Raw genomic sequence first — 23,091 nt, 5'->3', positions numbered from 1 at the left:
CGCATTTTTGCAGGTTTCCTGCGCTGCGGCTTGCTTCAGCGCCCGACAACGCTGAAATCATGAACGCCTTCCGGCCTACATTGTGAGGACTGGCCTTTCGTTGCCACCTTTTCATTTCAGCCCCACATTCCCTTTCGGAGACTGCCCATGAGCCACACCGACGCCCCCGCCTTCACCCCCTGGGAGAACCCCATGGGCACCGACGGTTTCGAATTCATCGAGTACGCGGCGCCGGACCCGGTCGCCATGGGCCAGGTGTTCGAGCGCATGGGCTTCACCGCCGTGGCCAAGCACCGTCACAAGAACGTGCTGCTGTACCGCCAGGGCGGGATCAATTTCATCGTCAATGCCGAACCCGATTCGTTCGCGCAGCGCTTCGCGCGCGAGCACGGCCCGAGCGTCTGCGCCATCGCCTTCCGCGTTCAGGACGCCAAGCAGGCCTATGAGCGCGCCATCTCGCTCGGTGCCTGGGGCTTTGCCGACAAGGCCGGCCCGGGCGAGCTGAACATTCCTGCGATCAAGGGCATCGGCGACAGTCTGATCTATCTCGTCGACCGCTGGCCCGGCAAGAACGGGGCGAAGCCCGGCGACATCGGCAACATCGGCTTCTACGACGTGGACTTCGAGCCGCTGCCCGGCGTGTCCTCGCAGGAAGCGCTCGCGCCCATGGGCAACGGCCTGACCTACATCGACCACCTGACGCACAACGTCTACCGCGGCCGCATGAACACCTGGGCGGCGTTCTACGAGAAGCTCTTCAACTTCCGAGAGGTCAAGTACTTCGACATCGAGGGCCAGGTCACTGGTGTGAAGAGCAAAGCCATGACCAGCCCCTGCGGCAAGATCCGCATCCCGATCAACGAAGAAGGCAAGGAACAGGCCGGCCAGATCCAGGAGTACCTGGACATGTACCGCGGCGAAGGCATCCAGCACATCGCGATGGGCTCGGACAACCTCTACGAGACGGTCGATGCGCTGCGCGCAAAGGGCGTGACGCTGCTCGACACCATCGACACCTACTACGAGTTGGTGGACAAGCGGATCCCGGACCACGGCGAGGACGTGGCCGAGCTGCACAAGCGCAAGATCCTGATCGACGGCAAGAAGGATGCGCTGCTGCTGCAGATCTTCAGCGAGAACCAGCTCGGGCCGATCTTCTTCGAGTTCATCCAGCGCAAGGGCGACGACGGCTTCGGCAACGGCAACTTCAAGGCACTGTTCGAGAGCATCGAGCTCGACCAGATGCGTCGGGGCGTGCTGACCGCCACAAAGTAGGCGGCCGCGATGAACCGCTGGCCCACCTAACCCGAGAAGAGCACTTCCATGGAAATTCCTGCCACTGCTGCTGTCGTGGCGCCGGCCGTCTACGGCGCTTCGGACCGCCCGCCTCGCGGCGACTATTCGCGCGGCGGCGCCGTTCATGCCGACTACACCTGCCCGCAGGACTGGGCCAGCTACACGGCGGCGGATCACGACACCTACAAGCGCCTCTACGAGCGCCAAGCGGCGCAGCTGCCGGGCCTTGCCTGCGATGCGTTCATCCAGGCGCTGCCCCTGCTGGGCGTGAAAGACCGGATCCCGCGCTTCGAGGAGATCAACGAGCGCCTGCACAAGGCCACGGGCTGGGAGATCGTCGCAGTGCCGGGGCTGATCCCGGAGCTGCCATTCTTCACCCTGCTGGCCAACCGCAAGTTTCCGGTGACCGACTGGATCCGCAAGCCCGAGGAGTTCAACTACATCGTCGAGCCCGACGTGTTCCACGACCTCTTCGGCCATGTGCCGATGCTGTTCGACCCGGTGTTCGCCGACTACGTGCAGCGCTATGGCCAGGGCGGCATCAAGGCGCACGAACTCGGTGCAGGCGAGAAGCTGGCGCGGCTGTACTGGTATACGGTCGAATTCGGCCTGATCCGCCAGACCGACGGGCTGCGCGCCTATGGGGCCGGCATCCTGAGCTCGGTCGGGGAACTGCAGCACGCGGTGCGCAGCAGCGAGCCGCATCGGCTGCCGCTTGACCTGATGCGCACCATGCGCACGCAATACAAGATCGACACCTACCAGAGCAACTACTTCGTCATCGAGAGCTTCGCGCAGCTCTTCGAGCTCACGGCGCCGGACTTCACGCCGCTCTACCGCGCGCTCGAAGTCGAGCCGGACGTTCCCGCCGGGGTGCTGCTGCCGGGCGAAACCGGCAAGGCCTAATCCCGGCGGCTCTGGTTTCTTTCTTCTTCGCTCGCTATCGCTCAGGCGACAGCGGGCGCAAGACTCCTAGGACAAGCCCGCTGGCGTGCGGGCCTACGCGGCTCTCACAATTCGCGCAAAGGAGCTCGCATGCAGACATCCGCGCAACGACAGAACTATCCGGCCGACGTGCCGCACGAGATCGATCCGGACACGTACCGGTCCCTGCCCCACATGTTCGACGAGGCCTTCGGCCGCTACGCCGATCGGCCGTTCTCGGTCTGCATGGAGCGCTGGATGTCGTATGGCGAGCTCGACACGCTGTCGAAGGCGTTGGGTGCGTGGCTGCAGTCGCTCGGGCTCGAGCCAGGCGCCCGCGTGGCGATCATGCTGCCCAACATTCCCCAGTTCGCCGTCACGATGTGCGGCGTGCTGCGCGCGGGCTACACCTGCGTGAACGTGAATCCGCTCTACACGGCGCGTGAACTCGAGCACCAGCTCAAGGACTCGGGCGCCACGGCGATCGTCATCCTCGAGAACTTCGCTGCGACACTCGAGCAGGTGATCGACCGCACGCCGATACGGCATGTGGCCATCACTTCGATGGGCGACCTGCTCGGCGGGCTGTACGGCACCTGGATCACAGTGGCGGTCCGGCATCTGGCGAAGATGGTTCCGCCTTTCAAGCTGCCCATCGGCGACGGGCGCACCGTGACGCCGTTTTCCGAAGCGATCACAGAAGGGCGCGGACGCACGCTCGGGCCCGACCAGACCACGCTCGACTCGATCGCATTCCTCCAGTACACCGGCGGAACCACGGGCCTTTCGAAGGGCGCGGTGCTGACCCACCGCAACATCGTTGCCGCCACCCTGCAGGCGGAGGCCTGGTTCACCCCCGCCCTGGCGCGCGCCGGCGACCTTGCCAAGGTCAACAGCATTGCGGCGCTGCCGCTCTATCACATCTTTGCGCTCACGCTGTGCCTGCTGGTGATCCGGCAGGGCTCGCACATGACGCTGATTCCGAACCCGCGCGACTTCGACAAATTCGTCGCGGTACTCAAGAAGCGGCCTTTCCACATGCTGCCCGCGGTGAACACGCTGTTCAACGCGCTGCTCATGCATCCGGAGTTCAAGTCGATCGATTTCTCGACCCTTTTCGTTTCGCAGGCCGGCGGCATGGCAGCGTCGGAAGGCACGGCCCGGCGCTGGTTCGAGGTAACCGGCTGCCCGATGATCGAAGGCTGGGGCATGAGCGAGACTTGCGCCATCGGCACCAACAACCCGGTGTCGAACACCACGTTCACCGGCACGATCGGCCTGCCGCTGCCGAGCATAGCGATCGCCATCAAGGACGACGAGGGCAACTCGCTGACTGCGGGCACGCCGGGCGAACTTTGCATCAGGGGACCGAACGTGATGCGGGGCTACTACAACCAGCCCGAGGAGACTGCCGCGGCGTTCACTGCGGACGGGTTCATGCGCACGGGCGACATCGCCGTCATGCAGGACGACGGCTACACCCGCATCGTCGACCGCAAGAAGGACATGATCCTGGTGAGCGGCTTCAACGTCTTTCCCAACGAGCTCGAGAACGTCATCTCTCTGTGTCCTGGCGTGATCGAGTGCGCGGCGATCGGCGTGCCCGACGAAAGGCAAGGCGAGGCGATCAAGGTCTTCGTGGTCCGCCGTGATCCCGCACTGACCGAAGAGGCCGTCATGCAGTACTGCCACAGCCAGCTGACCGGCTACAAGCGGCCCAAGCACATCGAATTCCGCGACGCGCTGCCGAAGACCAACGTCGGCAAGATCCTTCGACGCGAGCTTCGAACCAACACGCATGCCTGAATGAGCGACCACCCTGCCGCGGCCGGATTGCCGGCGAACCTCGTCGTTTTCGAGCGCGGCTGGCTGTCGTCGAACAACGTGCTATTCACCGGCCCGGACGAGACCACGCTGGTCGACACCGGCTATGTGGCGCATGCCGGGCAGACGCTCGCGTTGGTGGAAGGCGTACTCGGCGGCAGGCCGCTCGACCGCGTGCTCAATACCCATCTGCACAGCGACCACTGCGGCGGCAACGCCGCCCTGCAGCAACGCTATCTGGCGCTCCTCACGGACATCCCGCCCGGCGATGCTGGGTTGGTGTCGGCATGGGACGAAGAGGCCCTGAGCTTCAGGGCAACCGGCCAGCGCTGCGCACGTTTTGGATTCACCGGGCTGCTTCGGCCCGGGACCGAATGCGTGTTGGGCGGAACGCCCTGGCAGGTGCACGGTGCACCAGGCCACGATCCGCATTCGGTCATTCTGTTCGAGCCGCTTTCACGAACCTTGATTTCTGCCGACGCGCTCTGGGCCAACGGCTTCGGCGTCGCCTTTCCCGAGCTGGTCGGCGAACCGTCGTTCGACGATATGGCGGCCACGCTGGACAGCATCGAGCGCCTAGGCCCGCAGCAGGTCATTCCGGGCCATGGCGCAGTCTTCTCGGAGGTGGCGGGCGCGCTGGCCGCCGCGAGGCGGCGGCTCGAGGGCTTCCAGCGGGATCCTGTCAAACACGCGCGACACGCCATCAAGGTGCTGATGAAGTTCAAGCTGCTGGAACTCCAGTCAGTCGACAGGGCGGAGTGGGCCGGTTGGATCACCGGTACCCCTTATCTCGAAAGCATCCGATCGCGGTTTTTTGCCGCGATGGCATTGGATGCGCTGGCCGGCGAGATTCTGAAGGAATTGGCCGCATCGGGCGCCGCTGCAGTGGACGGCGAATACATCCGAAACGTCTGATACAGACCAAGCGATGTTTGGTCAACAGAAAAGCGCCCGTCGGAGACAAGGCGCTTTATTAAACTGACAAAAGAAAAAGCCCAACCCTTTCGGGGCTGGGCTTTTCTTGGCTGTAAGAGCCTGACGATGACCTACTTTCACACGGGAACCCGCACTATCATCGGCGCTGACGCGTTTCACTGTCCTGTTCGGGATGGGAAGGAGTGGTACCACGTCGCTATGGTCATCAGGCATAACTTGTTGTCGTACTGATCACATGATCAATACAACGAATTCATAGAGTTTGGAATCAGCTTTGGCGAATTATTTTGAATGCGTCAACTTGGCATAACACCTTGATCTGACCGATCAAAGTTATAGGGTCAAGCCGCACGAGCAATTAGTATCAGTTAGCTTAACGCATTACTGCGCTTCCACACCTGACCTATCAACGTCCTGGTCTTGAACGACTCTTTAGGGGGCTCAAGGCCCCGGCAGATCTCATCTTGAAACGAGTTTCCCGCTTAGATGCTTTCAGCGGTTATCTCTTCCACACTTAGCTACTCGGCAATGCCACTGGCGTGACAACCGATACACCAGAGGTGTGTCCACTCCGGTCCTCTCGTACTAGGAGCAGGCTTCCTCAAATCTGCAGCGCCCACGGAAGATAGGGACCAAACTGTCTCACGACGTTTTAAACCCAGCTCACGTACCTCTTTAAATGGCGAACAGCCATACCCTTGGGACCGGCTACAGCCCCAGGATGAGATGAGCCGACATCGAGGTGCCAAACACCGCCGTCGATATGAACTCTTGGGCGGTATCAGCCTGTTATCCCCAGAGTACCTTTTATCCGTTGAGCGATGGCCCTTCCATACAGAACCACCGGATCACTATGTCCTGCTTTCGCATCTGCTCGACTTGTCAGTCTCGCAGTTAAGCACGCTTATGCCATTGCACTATCGTCACGATGTCCGACCGTAACTAGCGTACCTTCGAACTCCTCCGTTACGCTTTGGGAGGAGACCGCCCCAGTCAAACTGCCTACCATGCACTGTCCCCGATCCAGATAATGGACCTAGGTTAGAACCTCAAACACACCAGGGTGGTATTTCAACGTTGGCTCCACAAGATCTAGCGACCCTGCTTCAAAGCCTCCCACCTATCCTACACAGATCTGTTCAAAGTCCAATACAAAGCTACAGTAAAGGTTCATGGGGTCTTTCCGTCTTTCCGCGGGGAGATTGCATCATCACAAACATTTCAACTTCGCTGAGTCTCAGGAGGAGACAGTGTGGCCATCGTTACGCCATTCGTGCAGGTCGGAACTTACCCGACAAGGAATTTCGCTACCTTAGGACCGTTATAGTTACGGCCGCCGTTTACTGGGACTTCAATCAAGAGCTTGCACCCCATCATTTAATCTTCCAGCACCGGGCAGGCGTCACACCCTATACGTCCACTTTCGTGTTTGCAGAGTGCTGTGTTTTTAATAAACAGTCGCAGCCACCGATTTTTTGCAACCCATTCATGCTTCGTTGTTCACTACACACTAATAGGGCACACCTTCTTCCGAAGTTACGGTGTCAATTTGCCGAGTTCCTTCTCCTGAGTTCTCTCAAGCGCCTTAGAATACTCATCTCGCGCACCAGTGTCGGTTTGCGGTACGGTCGTTGTTAGCTGAAGCTTAGTGGCTTTTCCTGGAACCTCGTTCAGTCACTTCACGGACAAGTCCGCTCGATCGTTGGCCTCGGTATATGTGCACCGGATTTGCCTAATGCACGCCTACATCCAACTAAACCAGAATAATCCAATAACTGGATGACCTATTAAGATCCGTCCCCACATCGCACTAACAATCGGTACAGGAATATTGACCTGTTTCCCATCAGCTACGCATCTCTGCCTCGCCTTAGGGGCCGACTCACTCTACGCCGATGAACGTTGCGTAGAAAACCTTGCGCTTACGGCGAGGGGGCTTTTCACCCCCTTTAACGCTACTCATGTCAGCATTCGCACTTCTGATACCTCCAGCACGCTTTACAACGCACCTTCACAGGCTTACAGAACGCTCTCCTACCACTTGCAATAAATTGCAAATCCGCAGCTTCGGTAACTGGCTTAGCCCCGTTACATCTTCCGCGCAGGACGACTCGATCAGTGAGCTATTACGCTTTCTTTAAATGATGGCTGCTTCTAAGCCAACATCCTGACTGTTTTAGCCTTCCCACTTCGTTTCCCACTTAGCCAATTTTAGGGACCTTAGCTGGCGGTCTGGGTTGTTTCCCTCTTGAGTCCGGACGTTAGCACCCGGTGCTCTGTCTCCCAAGCTGTACTCATCGGTATTCGGAGTTTGCCTTGGTTTGGTAAGTCGCCATGACCCCCTAGCCAAAACAGTGCTCTACCCCCGATGGTAATACTTGAGGCACTACCTAAATAGTTTTCGGAGAGAACCAGCTATTTCCAAGTTTGTTTAGCCTTTCACCCCTATCCACAGCTCATCCGCTAGTTTTGCAACACTAGTCGGTTCGGACCTCCAGTACCTGTTACGGCACCTTCATCCTGGCCATGGATAGATCACTTGGTTTCGGGTCTACACCCAGCGACTGATCGCCCTATTCGGACTCGATTTCTCTACGGCTTCCCTATTCGGTTAACCTTGCCACTGAATGTAAGTCGCTGACCCATTATACAAAAGGTACGCAGTCACCCCTTACGAGGCTCCTACTTTTTGTAAGCACGCGGTTTCAGGATCTATTTCACTCCCCTCCCGGGGTTCTTTTCGCCTTTCCCTCACGGTACTAGTTCACTATCGGTCAATGATGAGTATTTAGCCTTGGAGGATGGTCCCCCCATATTCAGACAGGATTTCTCGTGTCCCGCCCTACTTGTCGTTAGCTCAGTACCACACAGGTCATTTCACGTACGGGGCTATCACCCGCTATGGCCAGTCTTTCCAAACTGTTCCGTTATGTCTTGTGCTATCACTAACAGGCTCTTCCGATTTCGCTCGCCACTACTTTCGGAATCTCGGTTGATGTCTTTTCCTCGAGCTACTGAGATGTTTCAGTTCACCCGGTTCGCCTCGCATGACTATGTATTCATCATGCGATACCTTTGCAGGTGGGTTTCCCCATTCGGAAATCTCCGGATCAAAGCTAATTTGCCAGCTCCCCGAAGCTTATCGCAGGCTATCACGTCCTTCGTCGCCTATCATTGCCAAGGCATCCACCACGTGCTCTTATTCACTTGACCCTATAACTTTGATGTCTCTTGCGAAACTACAAAATCATTTCAAGGAATATGTCAGGTCTTTCACCTGACGCGTTATGCCGTACATTCAATTCGATTTGATTCGAAATTGAAGTTTCTTTTGACGCAATCAAAAATTCTATGTTGCTGATGGCACGGTCTGCACTAAACCTTTACGAATGTGCAGTTTCCATCAGCAACGCTGATTCGACTCTATGAATTTTTAAAGAACAGCCGATTGATCAAGAGATCTCGATCAACAACAAAGAAGCCTCATGCTCGCGCACAAAGCTGCTTTGGTGTTGAATTTAAGTATCGATTTATTGGTGGAGGATGACGGGATCGAACCGACGACCCCCTGCTTGCAAAGCAGGTGCTCTCCCAGCTGAGCTAATCCCCCAAACTCTCACACGAGAAATCAGAAGATTTGGTGGGTCTAGTTGGGCTCGAACCAACGACCCCCGCCTTATCAAGACGGTGCTCTAACCAGCTGAGCTACAGACCCAATCGAGAATCAATGAAGATTTCGACTTCTTCCAACAACCGATAAGTGTGGGCGTTTAAATTAAATTGCTTGTTTCCAGAAAGGAGGTGATCCAGCCGCACCTTCCGATACGGCTACCTTGTTACGACTTCACCCCAGTCACGAACCCTGCCGTGGTAATCGCCCTCCTTGCGGTTAGGCTAACTACTTCTGGCAGAACCCGCTCCCATGGTGTGACGGGCGGTGTGTACAAGACCCGGGAACGTATTCACCGTGACATTCTGATCCACGATTACTAGCGATTCCGACTTCACGCAGTCGAGTTGCAGACTGCGATCCGGACTACGACTGGTTTTATGGGATTAGCTCCCCCTCGCGGGTTGGCAACCCTTTGTACCAGCCATTGTATGACGTGTGTAGCCCCACCTATAAGGGCCATGAGGACTTGACGTCATCCCCACCTTCCTCCGGTTTGTCACCGGCAGTCTCATTAGAGTGCCCAACTAAATGTAGCAACTAATGACAAGGGTTGCGCTCGTTGCGGGACTTAACCCAACATCTCACGACACGAGCTGACGACAGCCATGCAGCACCTGTGTTACGGTTCTCTTTCGAGCACCCCTCTATCTCTAAAGGATTCCGTACATGTCAAAGGTGGGTAAGGTTTTTCGCGTTGCATCGAATTAAACCACATCATCCACCGCTTGTGCGGGTCCCCGTCAATTCCTTTGAGTTTCAACCTTGCGGCCGTACTCCCCAGGCGGTCAACTTCACGCGTTAGCTTCGTTACTGAGTCAGTGAAGACCCAACAACCAGTTGACATCGTTTAGGGCGTGGACTACCAGGGTATCTAATCCTGTTTGCTCCCCACGCTTTCGTGCATGAGCGTCAGTGCAGGCCCAGGGGATTGCCTTCGCCATCGGTGTTCCTCCGCATATCTACGCATTTCACTGCTACACGCGGAATTCCATCCCCCTCTGCCGCACTCCAGCGATGCAGTCACAGATGCAGTTCCCAGGTTGAGCCCGGGGATTTCACAACTGTCTTACATCACCGCCTGCGCACGCTTTACGCCCAGTAATTCCGATTAACGCTTGCACCCTACGTATTACCGCGGCTGCTGGCACGTAGTTAGCCGGTGCTTATTCTTACGGTACCGTCATTAGCCCTCTGTATTAGAAAGAGCCGTTTCGTTCCGTACAAAAGCAGTTTACAACCCGAAGGCCTTCATCCTGCACGCGGCATGGCTGGATCAGGCTTTCGCCCATTGTCCAAAATTCCCCACTGCTGCCTCCCGTAGGAGTCTGGGCCGTGTCTCAGTCCCAGTGTGGCTGGTCGTCCTCTCAGACCAGCTACAGATCGAAGGCTTGGTGAGCCTTTACCCCACCAACTACCTAATCTGCCATCGGCCGCTCCATTCGCGCAAGGTCTTGCGATCCCCTGCTTTCATCCGTAGATCTTATGCGGTATTAGCACAGCTTTCGCTGCGTTATCCCCCACGATTGGGCACGTTCCGATGTATTACTCACCCGTTCGCCACTCGCCGCCAGGATTGCTCCCGCGCTGCCGTTCGACTTGCATGTGTAAGGCATGCCGCCAGCGTTCAATCTCAGCCAGGATCAAACTCTATAGTTCGATCTTGATTTGCGCCTGATCTCGCGACCAGGCAAAACTCACAAAAACGGAATTGAAGTGAACTTCACTTCTATTCTCATGAGCGTTTTTAAGTCTTGCGACTTGTTCCGAAGAACTTACGCAATTACCTTCAAACGCCCACGCTTATCGGCTGTAGATTTTTAATGAACCCCGAAGCAACTTATCGTTTACTTCGTCTTGCTTTGCTGCGATCAGCGAAGCCTTGTAGTCTAACACGGTTTTTGAAGAACCGTCAAACTTTTTTCGCTGCCACTTCTTCTTTTCCGCACTCCGCAACTTCTGTCACAGGGCGCTGAAGTCGTTCAGCGAAGCCTTCGATTATGCACTGCTTTTTCAAACCGCGTCAACTTCGAAGGAAGTTTTTTCTTGGGGCTTTCAAGGCACTCACTCGCAGAGAGCGAATGCCTCGAAGCTTGCTCGCAGCGCCTCGAGAGACACTGTTTGCTTGCCCTTTTGTGTGAGCACCTTCTGGGTGCTCACACAAAAAGGAAAGCCCAACCCTTTCGGGGCTGGGCTTTTCTTGGCTGTAAGAGCCTGACGATGACCTACTTTCACACGGGAACCCGCACTATCATCGGCGCTGACGCGTTTCACTGTCCTGTTCGGGATGGGAAGGAGTGGTACCACGTCGCTATGGTCATCAGGCATAACTTGTTGTCGTACTGATCACATGATCAATACAACGAATTCATAGAGTTTGGAATCAGCTTTGGCGAATTATTTTGAATGCGTCAACTTGGCATAACACCTTGATCTGACCGATCAAAGTTATAGGGTCAAGCCGCACGAGCAATTAGTATCAGTTAGCTTAACGCATTACTGCGCTTCCACACCTGACCTATCAACGTCCTGGTCTTGAACGACTCTTTAGGGGGCTCAAGGCCCCGGCAGATCTCATCTTGAAACGAGTTTCCCGCTTAGATGCTTTCAGCGGTTATCTCTTCCACACTTAGCTACGCGGCAATGCCACTGGCGTGACAACCGATACACCAGAGGTGTGTCCACTCCGGTCCTCTCGTACTAGGAGCAGGCTTCCTCAAATCTGCAGCGCCCACGGAAGATAGGGACCAAACTGTCTCACGACGTTTTAAACCCAGCTCACGTACCTCTTTAAATGGCGAACAGCCATACCCTTGGGACCGGCTACAGCCCCAGGATGAGATGAGCCGACATCGAGGTGCCAAACACCGCCGTCGATATGAACTCTTGGGCGGTATCAGCCTGTTATCCCCAGAGTACCTTTTATCCGTTGAGCGATGGCCCTTCCATACAGAACCACCGGATCACTATGTCCTGCTTTCGCATCTGCTCGACTTGTCAGTCTCGCAGTTAAGCACGCTTATGCCATTGCACTATCGTCACGATGTCCGACCGTAACTAGCGTACCTTCGAACTCCTCCGTTACGCTTTGGGAGGAGACCGCCCCAGTCAAACTGCCTACCATGCACTGTCCCCGATCCAGATAATGGACCTAGGTTAGAACCTCAAACACACCAGGGTGGTATTTCAACGTTGGCTCCACAAGATCTAGCGACCCTGCTTCAAAGCCTCCCACCTATCCTACACAGATCTGTTCAAAGTCCAATACAAAGCTACAGTAAAGGTTCATGGGGTCTTTCCGTCTTTCCGCGGGGAGATTGCATCATCACAAACATTTCAACTTCGCTGAGTCTCAGGAGGAGACAGTGTGGCCATCGTTACGCCATTCGTGCAGGTCGGAACTTACCCGACAAGGAATTTCGCTACCTTAGGACCGTTATAGTTACGGCCGCCGTTTACTGGGACTTCAATCAAGAGCTTGCACCCCATCATTTAATCTTCCAGCACCGGGCAGGCGTCACACCCTATACGTCCACTTTCGTGTTTGCAGAGTGCTGTGTTTTTAATAAACAGTCGCAGCCACCGATTTTTTGCAACCCATTCATGCTTCGTTGTTCACTACACACTAATAGGGCACACCTTCTTCCGAAGTTACGGTGTCAATTTGCCGAGTTCCTTCTCCTGAGTTCTCTCAAGCGCCTTAGAATACTCATCTCGCGCACCAGTGTCGGTTTGCGGTACGGTCGTTGTTAGCTGAAGCTTAGTGGCTTTTCCTGGAACCTCGTTCAGTCACTTCACGGACAAGTCCGCTCGATCGTTGGCCTCGGTATATGTGCACCGGATTTGCCTAATGCACGCCTACATCCAACTAAACCAGAATAATCCAATAACTGGATGACCTATTAAGATCCGTCCCCACATCGCACTAACAATCGGTACAGGAATATTGACCTGTTTCCCATCAGCTACGCATCTCTGCCTCGCCTTAGGGGCCGACTCACTCTACGCCGATGAACGTTGCGTAGAAAACCTTGCGCTTACGGCGAGGGGGCTTTTCACCCCCTTTAACGCTACTCATGTCAGCATTCGCACTTCTGATACCTCCAGCACGCTTTACAACGCACCTTCACAGGCTTACAGAACGCTCTCCTACCACTTGCAATAAATTGCAAATCCGCAGCTTCGGTAACTGGCTTAGCCCCGTTACATCTTCCGCGCAGGACGACTCGATCAGTGAGCTATTACGCTTTCTTTAAATGATGGCTGCTTCTAAGCCAACATCCTGACTGTTTTAGCCTTCCCACTTCGTTTCCCACTTAGCCAATTTTAGGGACCTTAGCTGGCGGTCTGGGTTGTTTCCCTCTTGAGTCCGGACGTTAGCACCCGGTGCTCTGTCTCCCAAGCTGTACTCATCGGTATTCGGAGTTTGCCTTGGTTTGGTAAGTCGCCATGACCCCCTAGCCAAAACAGTGCTCTACCCCCGATGGTAATACTTGAGGCACTACCTAAATAGTTTTCGGAGAGAACCAGCTATTTCCAAGTTTGTTTAGCCTTTCACCCCTATCCACAGCTCATCCGCTAGTTTTGCAACACTAGTCGGTTCGGACCTCCAGTACCTGTTACGGCACCTTCATCCTGGCCATGGATAGATCACTTGGTTTCGGGTCTACACCCAGCGACTGATCGCCCTATTCGGACTCGATTTCTCTACGGCTTCCCTATTCGGTTAACCTTGCCACTGAATGTAAGTCGCTGACCCATTATACAAAAGGTACGCAGTCACCCCTTACGAGGCTCCTACTTTTTGTAAGCACGCGGTTTCAGGATCTATTTCACTCCCCTCCCGGGGTTCTTTTCGCCTTTCCCTCACGGTACTAGTTCACTATCGGTCAATGATGAGTATTTAGCCTTGGAGGATGGTCCCCCCATATTCAGACAGGATTTCTCGTGTCCCGCCCTACTTGTCGTTAGCTCAGTACCACACAGGTCATTTCACGTACGGGGCTATCACCCGCTATGGCCAGTCTTTCCAAACTGTTCCGTTATGTCTTGTGCTATCACTAACAGGCTCTTCCGATTTCGCTCGCCACTACTTTCGGAATCTCGGTTGATGTCTTTTCCTCGAGCTACTGAGATGTTTCAGTTCACCCGGTTCGCCTCGCATGACTATGTATTCATCATGCGATACCTTTGCAGGTGGGTTTCCCCATTCGGAAATCTCCGGATCAAAGCTAATTTGCCAGCTCCCCGAAGCTTATCGCAGGCTATCACGTCCTTCGTCGCCTATCATTGCCAAGGCATCCACCACGTGCTCTTATTCACTTGACCCTATAACTTTGATGTCTCTTGCGAAACTACAAAATCATTTCAAGGAATATGTCAGGTCTTTCACCTGACGCGTTATGCCGTACATTCAATTCGATTTGATTCGAAATTGAAGTTTCTTTTGACGCAATCAAAAATTCTATGTTGCTGATGGCACGGTCTGCACTAAACCTTTACGAATGTGCAGTTTCCATCAGCAACGCTGATTCGACTCTATGAATTTTTAAAGAACAGCCGATTGATCAAGAGATCTCGATCAACAACAAAGAAGCCTCATGCTCGCGCACAAAGCTGCTTTGGTGTTGAATTTAAGTATCGATTTATTGGTGGAGGATGACGGGATCGAACCGACGACCCCCTGCTTGCAAAGCAGGTGCTCTCCCAGCTGAGCTAATCCCCCAAACTCTCACACGAGAAATCAGAAGATTTGGTGGGTCTAGTTGGGCTCGAACCAACGACCCCCGCCTTATCAAGACGGTGCTCTAACCAGCTGAGCTACAGACCCAATCGAGAATCAATGAAGATTTCGACTTCTTCCAACAACCGATAAGTGTGGGCGTTTAAATTAAATTGCTTGTTTCCAGAAAGGAGGTGATCCAGCCGCACCTTCCGATACGGCTACCTTGTTACGACTTCACCCCAGTCACGAACCCTGCCGTGGTAATCGCCCTCCTTGCGGTTAGGCTAACTACTTCTGGCAGAACCCGCTCCCATGGTGTGACGGGCGGTGTGTACAAGACCCGGGAACGTATTCACCGTGACATTCTGATCCACGATTACTAGCGATTCCGACTTCACGCAGTCGAGTTGCAGACTGCGATCCGGACTACGACTGGTTTTATGGGATTAGCTCCCCCTCGCGGGTTGGCAACCCTTTGTACCAGCCATTGTATGACGTGTGTAGCCCCACCTATAAGGGCCATGAGGACTTGACGTCATCCCCACCTTCCTCCGGTTTGTCACCGGCAGTCTCATTAGAGTGCCCAACTAAATGTAGCAACTAATGACAAGGGTTGCGCTCGTTGCGGGACTTAACCCAACATCTCACGACACGAGCTGACGACAGCCATGCAGCACCTGTGTTACGGTTCTCTTTCGAGCACCCCTCTATCTCTAAAGGATTCCGTACATGTCAAAGGTGGGTAAGGTTTTTCGCGTTGCATCGAATTAAACCACATCATCCACCGCTTGTGCGGGTCCCCGTCAATTCCTTTGAGTTTCAACCTTGCGGCCGTACTCCCCAGGCGGTCAACTTCACGCGTTAGCTTCGTTACTGAGTCAGTGAAGACCCAACAACCAGTTGACATCGTTTAGGGCGTGGACTACCAGGGTATCTAATCCTGTTTGCTCCCCACGCTTTCGTGCATGAGCGTCAGTGCAGGCCCAGGGGATTGCCTTCGCCATCGGTGTTCCTCCGCATATCTACGCATTTCACTGCTACACGCGGAATTCCATCCCCCTCTGCCGCACTCCAGCGATGCAGTCACAGATGCAGTTCCCAGGTTGAGCCCGGGGATTTCACAACTGTCTTACATCACCGCCTGCGCACGCTTTACGCCCAGTAATTCCGATTAACGCTTGCACCCTACGTATTACCGCGGCTGCTGGCACGTAGTTAGCCGGTGCTTATTCTTACGGTACCGTCATTAGCCCTCTGTATTAGAAAGAGCCGTTTCGTTCCGTACAAAAGCAGTTTACAACCCGAAGGCCTTCATCCTGCACGCGGCATGGCTGGATCAGGCTTTCGCCCATTGTCCAAAATTCCCCACTGCTGCCTCCCGTAGGAGTCTGGGCCGTGTCTCAGTCCCAGTGTGGCTGGTCGTCCTCTCAGACCAGCTACAGATCGAAGGCTTGGTGAGCCTTTACCCCACCAACTACCTAATCTGCCATCGGCCGCTCCATTCGCGCAAGGTCTTGCGATCCCCTGCTTTCATCCGTAGATCTTATGCGGTATTAGCACAGCTTTCGCTGCGTTATCCCCCACGATTGGGCACGTTCCGATGTATTACTCACCCGTTCGCCACTCGCCGCCAGGATTGCTCCCGCGCTGCCGTTCGACTTGCATGTGTAAGGCATGCCGCCAGCGTTCAATCTGAGCCAGGATCAAACTCTATAGTTCGATCTTGATTTGCGCCTGATCTCGCGACCAGGCAAAACTCACAAAAACGGAATTGAAGTGAACTTCACTTCTATTCTCATGAGCGTTTTTAAGTCTTGCGACTTGTTCCGAAGAACTTACGCAATTACCTTCAAACGCCCACGCTTATCGGCTGTAGATTTTTAATGAACCCCGAAGCAACTTATCGTTTACTTCGTCTTGCTTTGCTGCGATCAGCGAAGCCTTGTAGTCTAACACGGTTTTTGAAGAACCGTCAAACTTTTTTCGCTGCCACTTCTTCTTTTCCGCACTCCGCAACTTCTGTCACAGGGCGCTGAAGTCGTTCAGCGAAGCCTTCGATTATGCACTGCTTTTTCAAACCGCGTCAACTTCGAAGGAAGTTTTTTTCGACCTCTACCTTCTTGCCGCCACCCCTTGAGGGCAGTCGCTTGAAGTGCCGTGAGGCAGTATCAGTCGAGCCCACGAGTATATGCCAAATCTTGTGTGTTGCAAGACTGCCGCCAACAAAATCACCGCAGGCTTTCCGTACCGGGCAGCGCTGCGCGCTGCCCGGTACGGAAAGGAGGCTGCTCCGATAATCCGTGCCACATGGCACTCATCACACTCCTTGACGCCCAACTCGCGTTCGGCCACGTTCCGCTGCTCGACCATGCGGACTTCTCTCTTCTGGAATCTGAACGCATCGGCCTGATCGGCCGCAATGGTGCAGGCAAGTCGTCCCTGCTCAAGATACTGGGCGGGCTCGAGAAAACCGACGACGGCACGCTGCAACTGCAGCAAAACCTGCGGATCGCCTATGTGGCCCAGGAGCCGCAGCTCGATCCGGAGGCCGACGTCTTTACCGCCGCCAGCCAAGGGCTGGCATCTGTCATTGCCGTGCGCGATCTCTATTTGTCGGGCGCCGAGGGTCTCGACCTGGACGCGCTGCAGTCGCAGATCGAGGCCTTTGACGCCTGGAACTGGGAACAGCGCGTCGAGGAAACGCTGCACCGGCTCCACCTGGACCGCGATGCGCGCGTCGGCTCGCTCTCCGGCGGTACGCGCAAACGCGTGGCCCTGGCGCAGGCACTGGTCGCCGCACCGGACGTGCTCCTGTTGGATGAGCCGACCAATCACCTTGACCTGGATTCCATTGAATGGCTGGAGCAGTTGCTGATCGATTTCAAGGGAAGCGTGGTCACCGTCACCCATGACCGCAGCTTCCTGAACCGTGTCGCCACCCGCATCGTGGAGCTGGACCGTGGCAAGCTGCATTCCTATCCAGGCAACTTCGAACAGTACCTGCTGCAAAAAGAGGAACAGCTCGCCCAGGAAGCGGTGATCAACGCCAAGGCCGACAAGCTGCTGGCCCAGGAGGAAATCTGGATCCGCAAGGGGGTGGAAGCTCGCCGAACGCGCAGCCAGAGCCGCATCAGCCGGCTCGAAACACTGCGGGCAAGCCGCGGGGCACGCCGCGACGTGCAAGGCAGCGTCAACATGGACGTGGCGGCGGGCCAATCGAGCGGAAAGATCGTCGCCGAACTCACCGAAGCCAGCAAATCCTTCGGCGACAAGACGATCGTGCGGAAATTCACCGGCACCATCCTGCGCGGCGACAAGGTGGGCCTGTTGGGCCCCAACGGCGCCGGCAAGACCACGTTGCTCAAGCTCATCCTGGGTGAACTCGAACCCGACAGCGGCAAGATCCGCCGCGGCACCAACCTGCAGGTGGCGTACTTCGACCAGATGCGCGACAAGCTCGACCTCGACGCCACGCTCGAGGACTTCATCAGTCCCGGCAGCGAATGGATCGAGATCGGCAGCCAACGCAAGCACGTGAAGAGCTACCTTTCCGACTTCCTGTTCTCGCCGGCGCGGGCCAACTCGCCGGTCCGCTCGCTCAGCGGCGGTGAACGCAACCGCCTGCTGCTGGCCCGGCTGTTCGCGCGGCCCGCCAACGTGCTGGTGCTGGACGAACCGACCAACGACCTCGACATCGACACACTGGAACTGCTCGAAGGCCTGCTGCAGGACTACGACGGCACCGTGTTCCTGGTCAGCCATGACCGCACCTTCCTCGACAACGTGGTGACCAGCACGATCGCCTTCGAAGGCGATGGCCACTGGCGCGAGTACGAGGGCAGCGTGCAGGACTGGCTTATCCAGTCGAAGCGTGCGCGGGAGATCGCCGAGCAGCGCCAGCCCACGAGCCCCGCCGCGCCAGCACCCGCCGCTGCGTCGGCGCCGGCATCCACGCCCTCCCCTGTGCCCACCGCTGCGCGCAAGAAACTCAGCTACAAGGAACAGCGCGAGCTCGACGCACTGCCGGCGCAGATCCAAGCGCTCGAGGCGGAGCAGAAGCGCATCGCCGAAATGCTGGCACTCGATGGCGGCGCGATCTACGCCACCGACGCGTCGCGCGCCGCCGAGCTGAGCCAGCGCCATGCCCAGATCGACGACGAACTGCTGGCGGCGCTGGAGCGCCAGGAAGAGCTCACGGTCAAGCGATAGCACCCTACCGGCCGCTCCCGCTGTCCGACGCGGGTCTACTGCAGAGTAGGCTATATATGCAGTTTCCAAGCTCCGGGAAGCAGCATGCCATCCATTTACACGTTCGTCGGCCGGTCCATCGCTCTGCTGATGCTGGTGCTGCAAGGCGCCTGCGCAGAGCTGCCGAAGCACGTGGAGCGTCCGGTTTCGACGGCGATCGCCTCGCCAGGCGGCACAGCGCTCGAGGCCCTGGTCCAGCAGCGGCGCAAGGCCGATGGCGCGCGCTTTGAATCGGGCTTCCTGTTGCTGGGCGGCCCGCCCGCGGCCTACGGCAGCCGGCTGGCCTTGATCCAGGGCGCGCAGAAGACGCTTGACCTGCAGTACTACGCCATCCACGCCGACGCGAGCACCGCGCGCCTGCTGCGCGGCATCCGGTCGGCGGCCGAGCGAGGGGTGCGGGTGCGCATCCTGCTCGACGATTTCCACAGCACCGGCAAGGACGCGCTGGTCCTGGGCCTGGCCTTCGTTCCCAACATCGAGATGCGGCTGTTCAACCCGCTGGCCGGAAAGCGCGACTCGTCGCTCGCGCGCATGGTCAACTCGATCGGCGATGTCTCGCGCATCCAGCAGCGGATGCACAACAAGCTCTTCCTGGCCGACAACGTGCTCGGCGTGACCGGCGGGCGCAACCTCGGCGACGCGTATTTCGGCAACGCGCTCAACGGCAACTTCATCGATCTCGACATCCTTGCGGCGGGACCGATCGTGCGCGACCTTTCGCGCAGCTTCGACAGCTACTGGAACAACGAGCGCGCCTACCCCGTCCAATCGCTGATCCAGCGCGAAGAACTGCAGGCCATCCGCGCGCGCGCCGAGAAGGCGGAGCGGGAGCTGACCGAAGAGAAGGCGGCCTCCGCGGAGAACACAGCGCCGGCACCAGCCCCGGCACCGCCCAATGGCGAACAGAAACCCGGCGCCGCGCCCACGCCCGCGCAGCTGGCCCGCGCCTGGGACGAAAAGCCGCTCGACCTCAGAACCGCGCGCTTCGTCTGGGCGCCCGCGGTGATGCTCGCCGACCAGCCGGAAAAGATCCCCGCCGAACGCGGCGCCGACAAGGCGCCGGGCCTCGTAGTGAGCCAACCGGGCGATGCGGCCGGATCGTCACGGCGCGCCGCGTCACTCGAGGCCTCGTCCGACATAGCGGCCGGCAGCGAGACCGTGGTCGAGGGCCTGCTTCAGCTGATCGGCCAGGCGCGCAGCGATCTGCTCATCATCTCGCCCTATTTCGTGCCCGGTCCGGACATGAAGCAGGCATTCGCCGCCGCCAAGCAGCGCGGGGTGCGCATCCGCGTGCTGACCAACTCGCTGGCATCGAACGACGCGCCGGTAGCGCACGTCGGCTACGCGCGGCACCGCGAGGATTTGCTCAGGATCGGTGTCGAGCTCTTCGAACTGCGCAGCGAGCAGGCAACGGTCAGCAACGCCTTCGGCTCGTCGGGCAGCGGCGCCCCCGGGGCATCGCGTTCGATGCTGCATTCGAAGGTGCTGGTGATGGACGGCCAGTTGCTCGTGGTGGGCTCCATGAACCTCGACCTGCGCTCGCAACTGCAGAACACCGAGATCGCGCTCCTGGTGCGAAGCGGCGAACTCTCGCGCGCGGCCTCGGCGCAGATCGAGCGCGGCATGCGCGAAGGCTCGTGGCGCGTCGAACTCGACAAGGACAAGCGCTCGCTGGTCTGGCACGCGCCCGAAGGCAGCGGCCTCAAGGACACCTCGACCGAGCCCGATGCGAGCCTCACGCTGCGCCTGCTGCTGAAGCTGTTCGGCCCGCTGGCGCCCGACGCGTTGCTGTAAGCGGCGTTCAGTGCTTGTGCTGGTGGGCCGGTGCTGCGGTGCCCGCCGGCGCGCCCACCGGCAGCTTCAGCTCGAGCGAGGTCTTCTGGCCCTTCGCGTCCTCGAACTTCAGCGTGACCGGCACGGTCGCTCCTTTCGCGAGCGCCTGCTTCAGATCCATCATCATCACGTGGTAGCCGCCGGGCTTGAGTTCCACGGTCTGCCCCGGCGGCAGCTCGAGGCCGCGCGGCAGCTCTCGCATCCGCATGGTGTCGCCTTCCATCTTCATTTCGTGGATCTCGGCGACGCCCGCGGCCGGCGTCGAGATGCCGACCAGCCTGCCGCCAGCCGGTGCGGTCAGCTTCATGAAGGCGCCGGTGCCGCTCTGTCCCGGCACCGACGGCCGCACCCAGGCATCGCGCACATCGACCGTGGCGACGCCCTGCGCCACCACCTCGAGCCTGGCCGCTGGGCTCTTGAGCCCGGCAGTCGACGTGCCCGACGCCGGCACCTCGGCCCAGTCGATGCTGCCGACGTCGCAGGTCTGCTGCACCTTGAACCACAGCGTCCCCGGCGTGCTCGGCACCTTGCCGCGCAGCACGAACTCGGCGCGTTCGCCGGCTGGCAGCGCCGCCTGCGGGTTTTCGGCGGTCCAGCGCACTTCGCCGTCGCCAGTGTTCTTCTGTACGTCGAGCTTCCAGCCCTTGCGTGCCTGCGCGTCGCTCAGGATGAAGCCCTTGGGCAGGCGGACCGCCAGGCCCGTCGTGGCCTTGGCGCCCTCGCAGGCATGGCCGACACGGAAGGCGGCGTTGTAGTCGCTGCCGACCGTCGCGCCGCCGCCCGGCAGCGTGACGTGGGCACAGGCGGCTGCCGCGCCGGCGAGCAACGCAGCGGCCGCGGCCGCCTTGCGTGGAAGGTGCAGTGGGTTCATGGGAACTCCTAGAAAGGAAGGCAAAAAATGGTTCGCCGCCCGCGGTCGCATTCGGACGCGCAGGGCAGCAGGCGGACAGGCAATTTGCGCCGGGTGCGGCACTGGGGCACTGCGTGCGCCCCGGGGCGGCGGCGTCAGGCGGCTGGAGGCCCGCGTGCCGGAAGCGGTGCCGCGCTGGCGGCGGCAGTGCGCGAAGGCGCCGACCGGAGCGCGCGCTCCGGCGGCAACGCAAAGGCCGAGGCCTGCGCCACCCGCGACGGCGGCGGCGCCCCCGTCAGCACGCACAGCGGGCAGTCCAGGTGCGCGGCGCCCAGTTCCTGCACACCGTCGTCGGTCTGGACCACGGCCTTGACCGCGCCGGCGCTGGAGCACACCAGTTCCACGGCCTGCGGATGGACCAGCGGCGAGGCCGCTGCCGCGCCGAGCGAGAGCACGAACCACAGCAGCACCCCGCGGCCGAGAAGGCCGAAGAAGCGGGAGCGGTTTCGCAGCAGTTGCATGGCGCTGGTGATTATCGGCGCTGTTTGCCCTTGGCCGCCGGGGCGGCCCGCGTCGCGGGCTTGGCGCTCGCCGCCTTGCGGCTGCCGGTCTTCGCGGCGGTCTTTGCGCCCGACGATCTGGTCGTGGCCGTCTTGCCACCCCGCGCAGCGCGAGACGATGGCGCGGCCCGTGCGCCGCGTGCACTGCGTGCGGCCGGTTCCGCACGGGCCGCCTTGGGGGCCGGCGCGGCCGGCAAGGCCGCCGCCGGCTGGGCCACCAGCGGCACCGCCGTCACCTTGAACCCGCGCGATGCCAGGATCGCCGGCAGGCTCTGCGGCCCGACCATGTGCAGCGCGCCGACCGCCGCGAACACGCGTTTGCCCCCGACGTGCATGCGCTCGATGCCGTCCGCGAGGCCCGGGTTGCGGTCGTCCAGCAAGCGCTTCATGAGCCGCTGCTCGGCGGGCGTGTTGAGGCAGTTGCACCACTCCGGGTAGCGGCCGAGCTTTTCGGCATCGCCGCGTGACCAGATGTCGGCGAGCTCCTTCATCTGCGCTCGCAGCTGGCCCGATTCGAGTTCGCCGAGCGCGGCGTCGATCTGCTCGGCCTGCTCGGCTTCGGAGCCGCCGGTCAGCGCGTTCAGCTGCGCGGCGGCGGTCTCGAGCGCGAACACCGGGGTGCCGTTGTTCCGGGCCGCAACCGCCATCGACTCGTCCACGCCGAATTCGGGATACAGCCCGTCGGCGCGGGCCACCAGCCCGGCCAACGCCATCACCTGCAGGATCGGCTGCAGCCCGGCCGTCTTTCCCGGCTCCATGCAGGCGGCCTCGTTCTGGCGCGCGAGCCGGCGGGCGCGCTCGCCGTTGAGAATGCGCCCGACCACGGCGGGGTCCGCAGGCTGCGTCAGTGGGCGCATCGCGGCCTGGTCGCGCACGTCCAGCTCAAGCGCGAGCGCATCGCTTTGCTCGAGCGCCTTCTGCACCGTCGGCCCGGGCCGCACCCACTCGGCGCGGCCAACGTGGAGGGTGCCGTAGAGCCAGGAGGTCCGGCCGTCGCGATCGGCGCGCCACAGCAGCCCGCGGTCCACGGCATTCCACTGGCCGACGGCCCCGCCCTTGCCGAGGCTCGCAATGGCCGAAGGCGGGCAGGCCGCGTGCGCCGCGACCGCCAGCACGGCACAGGCGCCCGCCAGCAGCAGGCGCGGTAGCCCGAAGAAAAAGGAGGGGCGCAGGCGCCGCTGGTGATCGGTGTCGCGCATCCGCGCAACCAGGATCCGGAGTATCC

General features: G+C 58.9%; 9 protein-coding genes, 4 tRNA genes and 6 rRNA genes. 6 read left to right on the top strand and 13 right to left on the bottom strand.

What is annotated here, in order from left to right:
- The first annotated feature begins 147 nt into the window (after positions 1-147).
- The 4 genes from hppD to AC3A6R_RS22110 all read left to right on the top strand — a co-directional run bounded on the left by hppD (position 148) and on the right by AC3A6R_RS22110 (position 4,959).
- On the top strand, positions 148-1,275 hold the full coding sequence (hppD, locus tag AC3A6R_RS22125; protein WP_487865591.1) for a 4-hydroxyphenylpyruvate dioxygenase: 1,128 nt from the start codon (positions 148-150) through the stop codon (positions 1,273-1,275).
- Between the two features lie 48 nt (positions 1,276-1,323).
- Positions 1,324-2,202 carry a phenylalanine 4-monooxygenase gene (phhA, locus tag AC3A6R_RS22120; RefSeq protein ID WP_487862312.1) on the top strand — a complete coding sequence of 293 codons (879 nt, stop codon included), beginning with the start codon at positions 1,324-1,326 and terminating at the stop codon, positions 2,200-2,202.
- A 129-nt stretch (positions 2,203-2,331) separates the two neighbouring features.
- Positions 2,332-4,026 carry an AMP-binding protein gene (locus AC3A6R_RS22115; RefSeq protein ID WP_487865590.1) on the top strand — a complete coding sequence of 565 codons (1,695 nt, stop codon included), beginning with the start codon at positions 2,332-2,334 and terminating at the stop codon, positions 4,024-4,026.
- Positions 4,027-4,959 (top strand): MBL fold metallo-hydrolase, encoded by a 933-nt coding sequence (locus AC3A6R_RS22110; RefSeq protein ID WP_487865589.1) that lies wholly within the window; start codon positions 4,027-4,029, stop codon positions 4,957-4,959.
- A gap of 118 nt (positions 4,960-5,077) precedes the next feature.
- On the opposite strand, the gene rrf (AC3A6R_RS22105) is transcribed toward AC3A6R_RS22110, so the two are convergent.
- From rrf (AC3A6R_RS22105) to AC3A6R_RS22060, 10 genes are all read right to left on the bottom strand, one after another.
- A 5S ribosomal RNA gene (rrf, locus tag AC3A6R_RS22105) occupies positions 5,078-5,190 on the bottom strand.
- A gap of 127 nt (positions 5,191-5,317) precedes the next feature.
- A 23S ribosomal RNA gene (locus AC3A6R_RS22100) occupies positions 5,318-8,193 on the bottom strand.
- Between the two features lie 321 nt (positions 8,194-8,514).
- A tRNA-Ala gene (locus tag AC3A6R_RS22095) sits at positions 8,515-8,590 on the bottom strand.
- 28 nt (positions 8,591-8,618) lie between these two features.
- Positions 8,619-8,695: transfer RNA gene (locus AC3A6R_RS22090), tRNA-Ile, on the bottom strand.
- Positions 8,696-8,774: 79 nt separating this feature from the next.
- A 16S ribosomal RNA gene (locus AC3A6R_RS22085) occupies positions 8,775-10,309 on the bottom strand.
- Positions 10,310-10,862: 553 nt separating this feature from the next.
- Positions 10,863-10,975: ribosomal RNA gene (rrf, locus tag AC3A6R_RS22080) — 5S ribosomal RNA — on the bottom strand.
- Positions 10,976-11,102: 127 nt separating this feature from the next.
- Positions 11,103-13,978: ribosomal RNA gene (locus tag AC3A6R_RS22075) — 23S ribosomal RNA — on the bottom strand.
- Positions 13,979-14,299: 321 nt separating this feature from the next.
- Positions 14,300-14,375, bottom strand: a tRNA-Ala gene (locus AC3A6R_RS22070).
- A 28-nt stretch (positions 14,376-14,403) separates the two neighbouring features.
- Positions 14,404-14,480 (bottom strand) — tRNA-Ile (locus AC3A6R_RS22065).
- A 79-nt stretch (positions 14,481-14,559) separates the two neighbouring features.
- A 16S ribosomal RNA gene (locus tag AC3A6R_RS22060) occupies positions 14,560-16,094 on the bottom strand.
- Together the 16S, 23S and 5S rRNA genes with 4 tRNA genes alongside form the textbook arrangement of a ribosomal RNA operon.
- Before the next feature lie 588 nt (positions 16,095-16,682).
- On the opposite strand from AC3A6R_RS22060, the gene AC3A6R_RS22055 reads away from it, so the two are divergent.
- Entirely contained in the window at positions 16,683-18,584 is a 1,902-nt protein-coding gene (locus tag AC3A6R_RS22055) for an ATP-binding cassette domain-containing protein (RefSeq protein ID WP_487865633.1), read from the top strand.
- Between the two features lie 84 nt (positions 18,585-18,668).
- Entirely contained in the window at positions 18,669-20,417 is a 1,749-nt protein-coding gene (locus tag AC3A6R_RS22050) for a phospholipase D family protein (protein ID WP_487865588.1), read from the top strand.
- Between the two features lie 7 nt (positions 20,418-20,424).
- Here the strand turns inward: AC3A6R_RS22050 and AC3A6R_RS22045 are convergent, their stop codons facing one another.
- The 3 genes from AC3A6R_RS22045 to AC3A6R_RS22035 all read right to left on the bottom strand — a co-directional run bounded on the left by AC3A6R_RS22045 (position 20,425) and on the right by AC3A6R_RS22035 (position 23,065).
- Positions 20,425-21,327, bottom strand: a complete 903-nt coding sequence (locus AC3A6R_RS22045; protein ID WP_487865587.1) for a copper chaperone PCu(A)C domain-containing protein — start codon at positions 21,325-21,327, stop codon at positions 20,425-20,427.
- Positions 21,328-21,461: 134 nt separating this feature from the next.
- On the bottom strand, positions 21,462-21,827 hold the full coding sequence (locus AC3A6R_RS22040; RefSeq protein WP_487865586.1) for a DUF2946 family protein: 366 nt from the start codon (positions 21,825-21,827) through the stop codon (positions 21,462-21,464).
- 11 nt (positions 21,828-21,838) lie between these two features.
- Entirely contained in the window at positions 21,839-23,065 is a 1,227-nt protein-coding gene (locus AC3A6R_RS22035) for a TraB/GumN family protein (RefSeq protein ID WP_487865585.1), read from the bottom strand.
- Between the last annotated feature and the right edge of the window lie 26 nt (positions 23,066-23,091).

The organism is Variovorax sp. Soil_C_19 (genome assembly GCF_057657255.1).
This window is presented reverse-complemented; position numbering and strand designations above follow the sequence as displayed.